This is a genomic window from Chitinimonas sp. JJ19, from assembly GCF_036961565.1.
GTDB lineage: Bacteria > Pseudomonadota > Gammaproteobacteria > Burkholderiales > Chitinimonadaceae > Chitinimonas.
Genome location: NZ_JBAMDD010000015.1, coordinates 1 through 12,775, shown reverse-complemented (window position 1 = coordinate 12,775; position 12,775 = coordinate 1). Strand labels below are relative to the sequence as shown.

16 protein-coding genes are annotated in these 12,775 nt (G+C 60.9%); 5 read left to right on the top strand and 11 right to left on the bottom strand.

Annotated features, from left to right (window positions below; genetic code table 11):
• Window positions 1-4: 4 nt before the first annotated feature.
• From V7714_RS16490 to V7714_RS16445, 10 genes are all read right to left on the bottom strand, one after another.
• Complete coding sequence (locus V7714_RS16490) at window positions 5-823, bottom strand: phosphatidate cytidylyltransferase (RefSeq protein ID WP_335710689.1); 819 nt, start codon at window positions 821-823, stop codon at window positions 5-7.
• Entirely contained in the window at window positions 817-1,506 is a 690-nt protein-coding gene (gene uppS, locus V7714_RS16485) for a polyprenyl diphosphate synthase (RefSeq protein ID WP_439954242.1), read from the bottom strand. Before uppS ends, V7714_RS16490 begins: the two co-directional genes overlap by 7 nt.
• Window positions 1,507-1,582: 76 nt before the next feature.
• On the bottom strand, window positions 1,583-2,140 hold the full coding sequence (gene frr, locus V7714_RS16480) for a ribosome recycling factor (protein ID WP_284197371.1): 558 nt from the start codon (window positions 2,138-2,140) through the stop codon (window positions 1,583-1,585).
• Window positions 2,141-2,381: 241 nt separating this feature from the next.
• On the bottom strand, window positions 2,382-3,101 hold the full coding sequence (pyrH, locus tag V7714_RS16475; RefSeq protein WP_284197372.1) for a UMP kinase: 720 nt from the start codon (window positions 3,099-3,101) through the stop codon (window positions 2,382-2,384).
• A 136-nt stretch (window positions 3,102-3,237) separates the two neighbouring features.
• On the bottom strand, window positions 3,238-4,110 hold the full coding sequence (gene tsf / locus V7714_RS16470; protein WP_284197373.1) for a translation elongation factor Ts: 873 nt from the start codon (window positions 4,108-4,110) through the stop codon (window positions 3,238-3,240).
• A gap of 91 nt (window positions 4,111-4,201) precedes the next feature.
• Window positions 4,202-4,924 carry a 30S ribosomal protein S2 gene (gene rpsB, locus V7714_RS16465; protein ID WP_284197374.1) on the bottom strand — a complete coding sequence of 241 codons (723 nt, stop codon included), beginning with the start codon at window positions 4,922-4,924 and terminating at the stop codon, window positions 4,202-4,204.
• Between the two features lie 230 nt (window positions 4,925-5,154).
• Window positions 5,155-5,940, bottom strand: a complete 786-nt coding sequence (locus tag V7714_RS16460; protein ID WP_335710687.1) for a hypothetical protein — start codon at window positions 5,938-5,940, stop codon at window positions 5,155-5,157.
• Window positions 5,937-6,899: an MlaD family protein gene (locus V7714_RS16455; protein WP_335710686.1), complete on the bottom strand. Its 963-nt coding sequence runs from the start codon at window positions 6,897-6,899 to the stop codon at window positions 5,937-5,939. Before V7714_RS16455 ends, V7714_RS16460 begins: the two co-directional genes overlap by 4 nt.
• Window positions 6,899-7,450 carry a hypothetical protein gene (locus V7714_RS16450; protein ID WP_335710685.1) on the bottom strand — a complete coding sequence of 184 codons (552 nt, stop codon included), beginning with the start codon at window positions 7,448-7,450 and terminating at the stop codon, window positions 6,899-6,901. The genes V7714_RS16455 and V7714_RS16450 overlap by 1 nt, the downstream gene beginning before the upstream one ends.
• Complete coding sequence (locus tag V7714_RS16445) at window positions 7,447-8,079, bottom strand: ABC transporter permease (RefSeq protein WP_335710684.1); 633 nt, start codon at window positions 8,077-8,079, stop codon at window positions 7,447-7,449. Before V7714_RS16445 ends, V7714_RS16450 begins: the two co-directional genes overlap by 4 nt.
• Before the next feature lie 230 nt (window positions 8,080-8,309).
• On the opposite strand from V7714_RS16445, the gene trxB reads away from it, so the two are divergent.
• Both trxB and V7714_RS16435 read left to right on the top strand, forming a co-directional pair.
• Complete coding sequence (trxB, locus tag V7714_RS16440; protein WP_290331638.1) at window positions 8,310-9,263, top strand: thioredoxin-disulfide reductase; 954 nt, start codon at window positions 8,310-8,312, stop codon at window positions 9,261-9,263.
• Between the two features lie 65 nt (window positions 9,264-9,328).
• On the top strand, window positions 9,329-9,961 hold the full coding sequence (locus V7714_RS16435) for a Smr/MutS family protein (protein ID WP_335710683.1): 633 nt from the start codon (window positions 9,329-9,331) through the stop codon (window positions 9,959-9,961).
• An 18-nt stretch (window positions 9,962-9,979) separates the two neighbouring features.
• Here the strand turns inward: V7714_RS16435 and V7714_RS16430 are convergent, their stop codons facing one another.
• Entirely contained in the window at window positions 9,980-10,381 is a 402-nt protein-coding gene (locus V7714_RS16430; protein WP_335710682.1) for an MAPEG family protein, read from the bottom strand.
• Between the two features lie 127 nt (window positions 10,382-10,508).
• Here V7714_RS16430 and V7714_RS16425 point away from each other — a divergent pair, with 127 nt between their 5' ends.
• The 3 genes from V7714_RS16425 (at window position 10,509) to waaF (ending at window position 12,770) form a co-directional block, all read left to right on the top strand.
• Window positions 10,509-11,429, top strand: coding sequence for a branched-chain amino acid transaminase (locus V7714_RS16425; RefSeq protein WP_335710681.1), 921 nt, complete (start codon window positions 10,509-10,511; stop codon window positions 11,427-11,429).
• Between the two features lie 67 nt (window positions 11,430-11,496).
• A complete protein-coding gene (locus V7714_RS16420) occupies window positions 11,497-11,700 on the top strand; it encodes a zinc-finger domain-containing protein (protein ID WP_335710680.1) in 204 nt (67 codons plus the stop codon).
• 8 nt (window positions 11,701-11,708) lie between these two features.
• Entirely contained in the window at window positions 11,709-12,770 is a 1,062-nt protein-coding gene (gene waaF / locus V7714_RS16415) for a lipopolysaccharide heptosyltransferase II (RefSeq protein WP_335710679.1), read from the top strand.
• Window positions 12,771-12,775: the final 5 nt, after the last annotated feature.

Here is a 12,775-nt window from a genome sequence, read left to right as displayed (position 1 = left end):
GTACTCAAGCCATCCATAAGGCGTAGCCAAACAACAGGGCACTGGCTACCGGAATCAATGCCAGCAGGCTATCTATGCGATCCAGCACACCGCCGTGGCCGGGCAGCAGATTGCTGCTGTCCTTGAAGCCCACTTGGCGCTTGAGCAGGGACTCAAACAGGTCACCCACTACGCTCACGGCAGTCAGCGCCCATACCAGGGGCAGCAAGGCCGCGAGGTGTATCTTGGCAAACAGCGGCGCACCCGCAAAGTGCAGCGCCAGTGCATAAAGCGTCACGCCTACCAGGGCACCATACACCCCTTCCCAGCTCTTGCCGGGGCTGATGCTGGGCGCCAGTTTGCGCTTGCCGAACGCGCGGCCGGAAAAATAGGCGGCCACATCAGCCACCCAGGCGATGGCCAACAGGAACAACAAAGCCCAGGCGCCATCCTGCATTTCCCGGAAACGGGTCACGCCCACCAGTGAAGCCAGCAGCAATAGCCAGCCTATCAGTGCCGACAACCATTTGCGCTTGAGCGTCCACTTACGGCGCAACCACATGGGCACCACCAGCAACCAGAACACCAGGGCCAGCACATCAACAATGGGCGCCCAGACGCGAGCCAGCGGCAGATACAGCCAGGCTGCACCCAGGCCCACAAAACCCAGGATAAAGCAGACCATCTCGTCGCGCCGATAGCTGGCGAAGCGCGACCATTCCCAGGCCCCCAAGGACAGCGCAAACAGGGCAAACAGCCCCCAACCCCACGCCGGCGCAAAGAACAGGCAACCCAGCACCAGCGGTAATAGCGCCAGCGCGGTCAGGATACGGGTCTTCAGCATGCCGAGCCCTTCAGTTGCTCGCTGGTACGGCCAAAACGCCGCTCACGATTACGGTACGATGAAATGGCAGATTCGAGCGCCGCCCGGTCAAAATCCGGCCAGTAAGCGTCGGTGAAATACAATTCGGTATAGGCCAGTTGCCAGAGCAGGAAATTCGACACCCGCGCCTCCCCACCCGTGCGAATGAAGAGATCAGGCTCGGGTGCATAGGCCATGGCCAGGAAAGGCGCGAGATCCGCCTCGTCCAACTCGCCGCCAGCCAGTTCGGGGCGCGCCTTCAGCATGGCCTGGGTGGCCTGCAATATGTCCCACCGACCGCCATAGTCGGCCGCAATGGTCAGCGTCAGGCCGGTGTTGGCGGCAGTGCGTGCTTCTGCCGCCTCGATGGAGCGGACAATCTCGGCAGAGAAGCGATCACGCCGGCCTATCAGCTTGAGCCGTATGCCGTTCTTGTCCAGCTTGGCAACCTCGCGCTCCAGTGCCGCCAGGAACAAGCCCATCAGGAACGAGACTTCCTCGACCGGACGACGCCAGTTCTCGCTGGAAAAGGCAAACAGGGTGAGATATCCCACCCCTAGCTCGGAACAGGCCTTGACCGCCTCTCGCACAGTCTCGACACCCTGCTTGTGCCCTGCCACGCGTGGCAGGAAACGCTGCTTGGCCCAACGGCCATTGCCATCCATGATGATGGCAACGTGGCTGGGCACCGCAGCAACAGCAGGTACTTCGCGGGTAGAGCTTTGAAAGAGCTTCACGACCTTATACCGTCAGCAGCTCTTTTTCCTTGTCGGCGAGCTGCTTGTCAATATCGGCGATGTATTTGTCAGTCAGCTTCTGCACATCGTCGGTACCACGCCGCTCGTCATCTTCCGAAATCAGCTTGTCCTTGACGGCCTTCTTCAGCTGCTCATTGGCGTCGCGCCGCAGGTTACGCACCGCCACCCGGCTGTCTTCAGCCTCGCCACGCACCACCTTGATCAGATCACGCCGACGCTCTTCGGTCAGCGCTGGCATCGGCACACGTACCACGTCACCCATGGAGGCCGGGTTCAAACCCAGGTCAGAGTCACGGATCGCCTTCTCGATAGCGGCCGCCATCTTCTTTTCAAATGGCGACACCGACAAGGTGCGGGCATCCATCAGGCCCACACTGGCCACCTGGTTGATGGGGGTGGGATTGCCGTAGTAGTCCACGGTGATATGGTCCAGCAGACCTGCGTGGGCCCGGCCAGTACGCACCTTGGCCAGATTGTTCTTCAGATTTTCCACCGACTTCTGCATCTTGGCTTCGGTGTTTTTTTTCACGTCGGCGATCATGCTTCTCGCTCCTGTGTTGCTTAGGTTGTCTTGGATAAAAAGCGCCGGTCGTATGACCCGCGCAGGGATTCTTTGCCACAAGGTCAGCCACGGTACCGCGACAAGCGCGATGTCCGTATGCCAAGGTGCGGAGGTGGGAAAATACGGAGCAATCAGGGACGGGCCCAATTGTCACCTCCGGCAGAACCCGACGGGTCCTGCCTGGCGCGACGGGTGGCATGCCTATCAGTGCGGCAGCAGATCAGCAGTGTACCAGCGTACCCTCGTCTTCTCCCAGCACCACGCGCTTGAGCGCGCCAGCCTTGAAGATGCTGAATACACGGATATTCATGTTCTGGTCACGGCACAGCGCCAGCGCCGTCGCATCCATCACCTTGAGGTTCTTGCTGATGGCCTCGTCGAAAGTCAGGGCCGAGTAACGCACTGCATCCGGGTTCTTCTTCGGATCATCGGTATAAACACCGTCGACCTTGGTGGCCTTCAGCACGATATCGGCGTTCATTTCCATGCCGCGCAGGGCTGCGGCCGTATCGGTGGTAAAGAAGGGGTTGCCGGTGCCGGCGCCAAAAATCACCACCTTGCCTTCCTCCAGATACTGAATGGCCTTGGGGCGTATATACGGCTCAGCCACCTGCTGTATGGTCAGCGCCGATTGCACACGGCTGACAAGGCCTTGCTGACGCATGGCATCCTGCAGTGCCATGGCATTCATCACCGTGGCCAACATGCCCATATAGTCGGCCGTTGCGCGATCCATGCCGGCAGCGGCTGGCGCCACGCCACGGAAGATATTGCCACCGCCTATCACCACGGCCACCTGTATGCCCAGCTCAGCCACTTCCTTGATCTCGGCAACAATGCGCTCGACCGTAATCCGGTTGATCCCATAACTGTCCTCGCCCATCAGCGCTTCACCCGAGAGTTTGAGGAGGATGCGTTTATAGATGGGGGACTGGCTCATGGGCTCACCTTTTATGATGTGGAGAAATCGCTTCTTTGTAGCAGCCGCACGGCAAAAAGTTCGCACAATGCGTACGCTACTTGCAAAACAACCGCCCGGGTCACCCCGGACGGTTGTCTGATACTACGGGTACAGCTTAGACCTTGGCGGCAGCAGCAACTTCGGCAGCGAAGTCGACAACCTTCTTCTCAATGCCTTCACCCACAACATACATGGTGAATGCGGTCACGCTGGCATTGTTGGCCTTCAGCAGTTGCTCGACCGACAGCTTGTCGTCCTTGACGAAGGGCTGGCTCAGCAGAGTGACATCCTTCAGGAACTTCTGCACGGTGCCTTCGGCGATCTTTTCCAGCATGGCTTCCGGCTTGCCGGCTTCCTTGGCGCGCTCGATGGCAACGCGGCGCTCGGTAGCGATCAGCTCAGCATCAACGCCCGAGGCATCCAGCGACTTCGGCTTACAGGCAGCGATATGCATGGCAATGTCCTTGCCCAACACGGCGTCGCCGCCGGTCATATCGACCACGACACCGATCTTGGAGCCGTGCAGATAGGTAGCCAGTTGACCCTGAGTCTCGAAACGCACGAAGCGGCGAACATTGATGTTCTCACCCAGCTTGGCGATGATGGCCTTGCGCAGCTCTTCCACGGTTTCGCCCGAAGCGGTCTTGACCGCACCCAGGGCTTCCACGTCGGCAGGGTTGCCCGCAACGATGGCTTCAGCAGCAGCCTGGGCAAACGCCAGGAAGCCCGCATCCTTGCCCACGAAGTCGGTTTCACAGTTCACTTCGGCCAGGGCGCCGATATTGCCCTGCACGAAAGCAGCGACAGTGCCCTCAGCAGCGGTGCGACCAGCAACCTTGGAAGCCTTGTTGCCGCTCTTGATGCGCAGCGCTTCTTCAGCTGCCTTCAGGTCGCCATCAGCCTCAACCAGTGCCTTCTTGCAATCCATCATGCCCAGGCCGGTCATTTCGCGCAGCTCGGCAACCATCTTTGCGGTGATTTCCGCCATGTTGGTACTCCTTGATCGTTCGATATTCGGTATTGATTTAACAAAAAGGGGCTTGTATGCCCCTTTTTGCTGACTTCATGTGACAGAGCGATTAAGCAGCTTGTGCTTCGCTACCGGCAGCGATGATTTCCTGAATGGCCAGGGCACGGCCTTCGAGGATGGCATCAGCCACGCCACGGGCATACAGACGAATCGCACGGGCGGAGTCATCGTTACCCGGGATCACGTAATCAATGCCTTCAGGCGAGTTGTTGGTATCGACCACGCCGATGACGGGAATGCCCAGCTTCTGGGCTTCCACGATGGCGCCCTTCTGGTAGCCAACGTCGATCACGAAGATGGCATCTGGCAGACCGTTCATGTCCTTGATACCACCCAGCGAGGTTTCCAGCTTCTCAACTTCGCGCTGCAGCATCAGCTGCTCTTTCTTGGAGTAACCATTGTTGGCATCAGCCAGGGTCACTTGCAGCTCGTTCAGGCGCTTGATGGATTGCTTGACCGTCTTGTAGTTGGTCAGCATGCCGCCCAGCCAGCGGTGATCAACAAACGGGGTGCCAGCACGCAGGGCTTCTTCGCGAACGATCTCGCGAGCCTGGCGCTTGGTACCGACGAACATGATCGAACCCTTGTTGGCGGTGAGGCGACGCACATAGGCCAGTGCGTTTTCGAACATCGGCAACGTCTTTTCGAGGTTGACGATATGAATCTTGTTGCGGTGACCGAAGATGAACGGAGCCATCTTGGGGTTCCAGTAACGGGTCTGGTGGCCGAAGTGAACACCGGCTTCCAGCATTTCGCGCATGCTGACGGACATAGGGTAACTCCAATGCAAGGGTTATGGACTTACCGCCCGCGACCGACACATCGTCCTGAGACGGATGCACCCTGGCTTGCGCGGACGGGTAAATTCTCTTCCCGGATTTGGGAAGCCAGCGATTATAGACACAAAACCCAATTTCCCTCAAGCCACACCGGTATTCACTCCCGCCAGCCACCCTCCAGATACCTTGAGCAGCTGCCTGGTTAAATGGCATTGAGTGGCATTCAGGGCCGGCAAAACTCGGCTCCCGCCGCCTCACACACCCTGGCTGCACGTTCGGCCAGCGCCTGCGCCGATGGGTCGGCGCGCAGGGCTGCCAGCTCGGCCAAGGCCCGCAGATCAGCAGCGATGCCGCCAGGGCGGGCTAGTTGCTTGTCCAGTTGCAAAGCCGCCTCCAGCGCTTGCGTAGCCACAGGCCAATCCAGCAGGCGCATGGCCGCCTGCCCCTGCAGGCGCAGGGCATTGGCACGCTCACCGCTGGCAGGTCCGGCCGTCGTGAGCGCCGTGGCAGCATATTGCCGCACCCCCAGCCAATCACCAGCAACCCAGGCAGCACGGGCTCGTAGATTAGCCACGGCAGCCCTGAGTTCCGCATCCTGGCCGGCATCTCGCTCTGCCGCATCCAGCAAACGACCAACCGCCGCCCACTCTCCCTGATCAGCCTTCAACAGGGCCAACTGATAGCGCGCCTCTGCCTGCTGCACCACCGGGTACGCACCTTCTGGCAACAGGCTATCAAGCAGGCGCGTCGCCTCGTCCAGGCGACCCAGGCGCTGCAGCGCCTGGGCCTGGGCCAGCGCGGCAATCGCCACACCCTGCCCATCATCCAAGGCCAGATGCCGACGCGCCGCCTCTTGCCACAGCTGCACAGCAACCGTCCACTTGCCTTCTCCGCTGGCACGTGCGGCAACCTGGCTGGCGGTCTCTGCCTGCTTGCGCATGGCAGGCTGCGTCGGGCCACTGGCACAGGCGGTCAGCAACAGCGCCATGATGATCAATCCGTGCCTCATGGCGCCACCCCCTGGCTATCACTGCGCGGCGGCTGGCTCGCGGGTGGCGTGATCAGTTTGTTCAAAGGCCACGCCCCCGTTACCGCATCGATGGTTTCATTGCCCTTGCGAGAGAGCTCCCGCCCTTCGTGCACCAGCCCCACCGCGTCCGGCCCTATCTGTTTCACCAGCTGATTGGTGGCATTCCCCGCCGCCTCAAGGTGGCCCAGGGTACGGTCGGCCTTATCCAGCAAGCCGGGCATGCGCTGCTCTATCTGCAGCAACGAGGCATCCGCCCGCTCCAGTGCCTGCCGCGTGGTAGCCAAGGTTGCCGGCACCTCCTTGCCGGTAAGCTGGTTGACGCTGATCAGCACCTGGTCCAGGTTGTGACGCGTCTCGTTCAGGCCGGCCGAGAAGGTACGCAGATTCTTCAGGGTCTGGTGCAGATCTCCCTGCGGGTCATTCACCCGCTGTATCATGGTCTCCACCTCATTGATCACCGGCATGGCCCGATCACGCACCTCGCGCATGATCTCGTCCAGGCTCTTGGCCGGCACAAACTCCAGCTCCGCGTCGCGCTCCACCGGCGGCGCAGTGGCACTACCGATACCCACGTCGATATAACCGTCGCCTATCAATCCATCCTTGGCGATACGCCCTACCGAATCAGGCTTGATCAGGCGCAGATGCCTGTCCTCCACCAGGACCGAGATACGTACCCGACTGACCGGCCCATTGGTATCCAAGCTCAGATCGGTCACCTCGCCTATCTTGAAGCCAGAAAACTTCACCGCCATGCCCAGCTTCAGATCGTTGCCGCTGTCACTGATAAAGCTGATCGGTGTCTTGGCCTCGAAATAGCCCTGCTTGATGGCCAGAAACAGCAGGATGGCCGCCGAGCTGATCAAGGCGGCCAGCCCGAACAAGGCCAGCTTCCAGGGTAGCGCACGAAAGCGCGGGTCATTGTCACGCAGCAGCATCAGGATGCTTCCCGGTTGTCATCATCAGTAAATCCCCAGCAGGCCGCAGGCCGGCGGCTGCCCAGCACCAGCCAGGCGCTATGGGGGCAATGCTCGGCAAACAGCCCAGCCAGATTCAGCGCATCCACCTCTTCCAACCTGCCGAACCACTCGCTTTCGGCCAGCAACAGCGCCGGCCTGGCCAACAGGGCGCGCAAGCCACAGGCCACTCGCCGTAGTCTTGGTGTCAGGCTACCCGCTGGCGACGCCGCAAAAGCAGCGCGATCCGGCATAGACATCGCCAATCCATCCAGCAATCGCTGGAACAATGCCTCATCCGCCATGGCCGGCGGCCGCCCGAAATAACTCAGCGGCAACAGGCAGTTCTCCCATACACGCAGATTGGCCACCAACCCGCCCTCACCTGGCAGCCAGCCATGCGGCCCCGCCACCGCCGCTGCCGCAGTATCAAACAACAGCTCACGCTCATGCCCCGACACCGGCAACCACAGCCGCCCGCCAGGCTGGAGGCGAGCAGCCCCACCCTCATACGTCAGGCTGAGCAGGCTCATGCGTAATACCTCACCACAATGAATACCAGGTCCAACGCAAACACTGTCAACAAGGCACGTATCACCGCACTGGAGGCCGCAATGGGCACATCGGTACCACTATGCCCCCCAGCCAGGCCGCGCGCGCAGGCAACCGCAGCGATCGCCGCGCCAAACGTCACCCCCTTGGCCAAACATTGCAACAAGGTAGCCGGCGGCAACACCAACGATAGCCGCGTCAGCTCCTGCAGCCACCCAAAGCCTGCCACCGCAATGGCCCCAGTAACCAGCGAAGCCGCTGCAAAGTAGAAGGTCAGCACGCCACAGGCCAGCATCATGCCCAGCACCCGTGGCATGACCAGGTACAGATGGATGTTCACGCCCATCCGGCTCAGGCTGGTCAGCTCACCATGAAAACGCATCAGCGCCAGTTCGCTGGCCATGGCCGAACTGGAACGTGCCGTCAGAAGGATGGCGGTCAGCATGGGGGCTAGCTCCCCCAAGGTAATGGTAGCCAGCAATTGCAGGCTGCCCTCGCCGCTCTGGCCTATCTGGTAATGCAACTGCGCCACCACAATACCGCCCACGGCCACGCCCACAAACAGCAGCAAGGGCAGCGCCTCGATGCCGCAGAAGTACAATTGCTTCATCAAAACCCGCCGCACCGGCCAATAGCGCAAGGCCGGTAAACCGCACAAGCTGGCCCAGAGCAAGCCTGCGCTACTCATGCCACACCTCGTGGAGCACAGTGGGCTATCGGATATATTGAAACAATCAATTTAATTCCTTTGCGATGCCGGACTTATACTATCGCCCAATTGTGACCGGCCACAGCCAGCCACGCCAGCTTTCCCAGTATCCAAACAAAAAGGAACCCGCCATGTCCAGTACCAAGCACAGCAGCCTGCTGATTCTCGGCTCCGGCCCCGCCGGCTACACCGCCGCCGTCTACGCCGCACGCGCCAACCGCAAGCCGCTGCTGGTAACTGGCCTGGCTCAGGGCGGCCAACTGATGACTACCACAGATGTGGACAACTGGCCCGCCGATGCAGACGGTGTGCAAGGGCCTGAGCTGATGCAGCGCTTTGAAGCACACGCACGCCGCTTTGGCACCGAGATCGTGTTTGACCATATTCATACCACCAAGCTCGACGAAAAGCCCATACGCCTGATAGGCGATGCCGGCGAATACACCTGCGACGCCCTGATCATCGCCACGGGCGCATCGGCCCAATACCTGGGCCTCCCCAGCGAAGAGGCCTTCATGGGCAAGGGTGTGTCCGGCTGCGCCACCTGCGATGGCTTCTTCTACCGCAACCAACAGGTCGCCGTGGTTGGTGGCGGCAATACTGCCGTCGAGGAAGCCCTGTACCTGGCCAATATCGCCAGCCACGTCACCCTGGTACACCGCCGTGACACCTTCCGCGCCGAGAAGATCCTGATCGATCACCTGATGGAAAAGGTTGCCAGCGGCAAGATCAGCCTGCAGTTGGATAGCACCCTGGACGAAGTGCTGGGTGACAACACCGGTGTCAACGGCATACGCCTCAAGTCCACCAAGGACGGCAGCACCAAGGACCTGGCCGTGACAGGCTGCTTTATCGCCATCGGCCACAAACCCAACACTGATATCTTTGCAGGCCAGTTGGAGATGGAAAACGGTTACATCATCACCAAGGGCGGCAATCAGGGCGGTGCCACCAGCACCAGCGTAGCAGGCGTGTTCGCAGCCGGCGATGTGCAAGACCATATCTACCGCCAGGCCATCACCAGCGCCGCTACCGGCTGCCAAGCCGCGCTCGACGCCGACAAGTATCTGGATACACTGAAGTAAGCCTTGCGCTTACGACAAGGCCGCCCGCGAGGCGGCCTTGTCGTTTGCAGCAGGTAAAATACCGCATGGCCCGCCCCAAGACCCTACTTGCCGACCAGCTCAAGCCGCTCGCCCGCACCCTCAAGGCAGCAAAAGGACGGCCTGCCGGCCAGCCGGCCAAACCGGTTGCCGACGACGAGGCAGCGCTGTTCCGCAAAGCCGTGGCGGATGTCCAGCCGCTAAAGCACCCCTTGCCCTTCCCCCATCCCAGCCCAGCCATCTCTCCCTGGCCACAGCAACATCTGCACGACGAAGGACTGGTCATGCACGATGCCATGACAGACTTCTGGCCCTGGGATGAAATTGAAAGCGGCGAGGAGCTGCTCTACCTGCGCGCAGGCCAAAAGCTGGACACCATGAAGAAGCTACGGCGCGGTCATTGGGTGGTGCAAGCTCATCTGGATCTGCATGGGCTCAATACCGACGAAGCCCGCGCCGCTGTCGGAGCCTTTGTGCACGACTGTGTGCAACAGGACAGGCGCTGCGTCCGCATCGTCCATGGTAAAGGTCTCGGCTCCAAGAACAAGGAGCCCGTACTGAAGAACAAGCTGCGCAACTGGCTGGTACAGCGGGACGAAGTACAGGCCTTCTGCCAGGCACGACAAGTGGACGGTGGTGCAGGCGCCGTGATCGTACTGCTGCGTGGCCGCAGGCGCTGACCATCCACCCAGGCTCGGCTACGCCAAGCGCAGCGCCATCACGAACAGGGCGATCACACTCAACAGCCCCACCACCCAACTCAAGGAGCGTGCACGGGGCAAATCTGCCAGGTAGCAGACGCCATGCAGAACGCGCGCCACAATAAATACCATGGCCGCGATATCCACCTGCGCCACCGGCACCCCCGCCTGCACCGCCACCAGCACGGCGACAGCGAATGCCGGTAAGGCTTCGAAGGCATTTTGATGTGCGCCTACCGCCCTGGCGGCTCGCCCTTCCATCTGTGCCTGCTGCAAGCGGGGAGTATGATTGTTGTAGCGTAGCTTGCTGCCATCGGGCTGGCGCCCGAATTTGGCAAAGCAGATCCACACATAGGGCAGCAATACGGCAATCAGAATGCAGCTGTAAGCCAGGGACATAGCACGCCTCTCCATGATTAATGGGCCGGATATTACGCCATGCATGGAGCGCAGTGAGTGAAACCGCTAAAATGCCCTCTTTGGCTGAAACACCTGCCTGCGGCAGCAAGACTTGAGGAGAACAAGCATGTCCATGTCCGATCGCGACGGCGTCATCTGGTATGACGGCAAACTGGTGGATTGGCGCGATGCCAATACCCATGTGCTGACCCATACCCTGCACTATGGCCTTGGCGTCTTTGAGGGCGTGCGCGCCTACGAAACCAGCAAGGGCCCGGCAATCTTCCGCCTGCAGGACCATACCGACCGCCTGTTCAACTCGGCCAAAATCCTCGGCATGACCCTGCCCTACAGCAAGGATGAGATCAACGAGGCCCACAAGCAGGTGGTACGCGAGAACAAGCTCAAGTCGTGCTATTTCCGTCCCATGGCTTTCTATGGCTCAGGCAAGCTGGGCATTGCACCGCCGCTGGGCGATGTACATGTGATCGTGGCAGCCTGGCCCTGGGGCGCCTATCTGGGTGCCGACGGGCTGGAGAAGGGCATACGGGTCAAGACCTCGTCCTTCACCCGTCATCATGTCAACGTCACCATGTGCAAGGCCAAGGCCAATGGCAACTACATGAATTCCATCCTGGCCAATACCGAAGCCGTACGCGACGGTTACGAAGAAGCCCTGCTGCTGGACGTGGACGGCTATGTGGCCGAAGGCTCGGGCGAGAACATCTTCGTCATCCGCAAGGGCAAGATCTACACACCTGACCTGACCTCCTGCCTGGCAGGCATTACCCGCGACAGCATTTTCCAGCTGGCGGCCGAACACGGCTACGAAGTCATTGAGAAGCGCATCACCCGCGACGAGCTCTATATCGCCGATGAAGCCTTCTTTACTGGCACAGCCGCCGAAATCACCCCCATACGCGAGCTGGATGGCCGCACCATAGGCGAAGGCAGCCGCGGGCCCATCACCACCCAGTTGCAGGCAGCCTACTTTGCTGCCGTCAAGGGCGAGTCCGCCAAGCACAACGACTGGCTGAGCTGGGTCTGATCAACGACACCCGATATCCACTCCCGGCCGCCGACAGCGGCCGGGTAGTACGTAAAAAGGAAGCACCATGACGCAACTCAAAGAAAATAACCGTAGCCAGATCGAAGTCGAAGCCAAGGATCTGCCCCTGTACTGCCCCATGCCCGATATGGTGAAGTGGAATGCCCACCCGCGCGTGGTTATCCCGGTGGGCAATACCGGCGAAGCACTGTGCCCCTATTGCGGCACCAAGTACGTACTCAAAGGCGGTCCCGTTGGCCACGGCCACTGAGCCTGGCAATGCCTGATCGCATTCTCGTAGTTGCGCCTGCCTGGGTGGGCGACAGCGTCATGGCCCAGCCGCTTTATCGGCGCCTGAAGCAGTACCAGCCCGACGCCCATCTCACCGTCATGGCGCCGGACTGGACCCTGCCCCTGCTTGAGCGCATGCCCGAGGTGGATGCCACCCTGCGCAACCCTTTCGGCCACGGCGCACTCAAGCTGGGTGCCCGCTACCGTCTGGGGCGTAGCCTGCGTGGCCAGTTCGACCAGGCCATCTTGCTGCCGAACTCACTCAAATCGGCACTGGTGCCCTGGTTTGCCCGCATCCCGCTGCGCACCGGCTTTATTGGTGAATCACGCTACGGCCTGCTCAACGATGCCCGCACCCTCAACCCCAAGGCTCTGCCGCAGATGGTGGAGCGCTTCGCCATCCTGGCTGAGCGTGTGCCCGGCAACCCCTTGCCACGCCCCATCCCGGCACCAAGGCTGACCATACAGCCGGAACAACAGCAGGCAGCCCTGAGCAGCCTGGGGCTGGATACCGAACGCCCCATCGTGGCTTTTTGCCCTGGCGCCGAGTATGGCCCGGCCAAACGCTGGCCAGCCCGGCATTTTGCTGATTTGGCCCGCCGCCTGGTTTCGCAGGGTTACGCAGTCTGGCTGTTCGGCTCGGCCAAGGATCAGGCCGAAACCCAAGCCATCAGCCGGCTGGCTGGCGTCCCGCTGGTAGACTTGGCGGGCCGCACTTCGCTGGCCCAGGCGATAGACCTGCTGTCGCTGGCCCATATGGTGGTCACCAATGATTCAGGCCTGATGCATGTGGCTGCTGCGCTGGAACGCCCCTTGGTGGCACTGTATGGCTCCAGCAGCCCAGAGTTCACCCCGCCGCTGAGCGACAGGGCCGAAATCGTCTCGCTGGATCTCGAGTGCAGCCCTTGCTTCGAACGCAATTGCCCACTCAAGCATTTCGATTGTATGGAGCAGCTGGACAGCAATCTGGTCGAAGCCGCCATCGCACGCACCCTGACCAAGCCGCCCGGCACGCCCGCCAGCCCCTATATACCCATCGCGTCCGTCTAGGACTA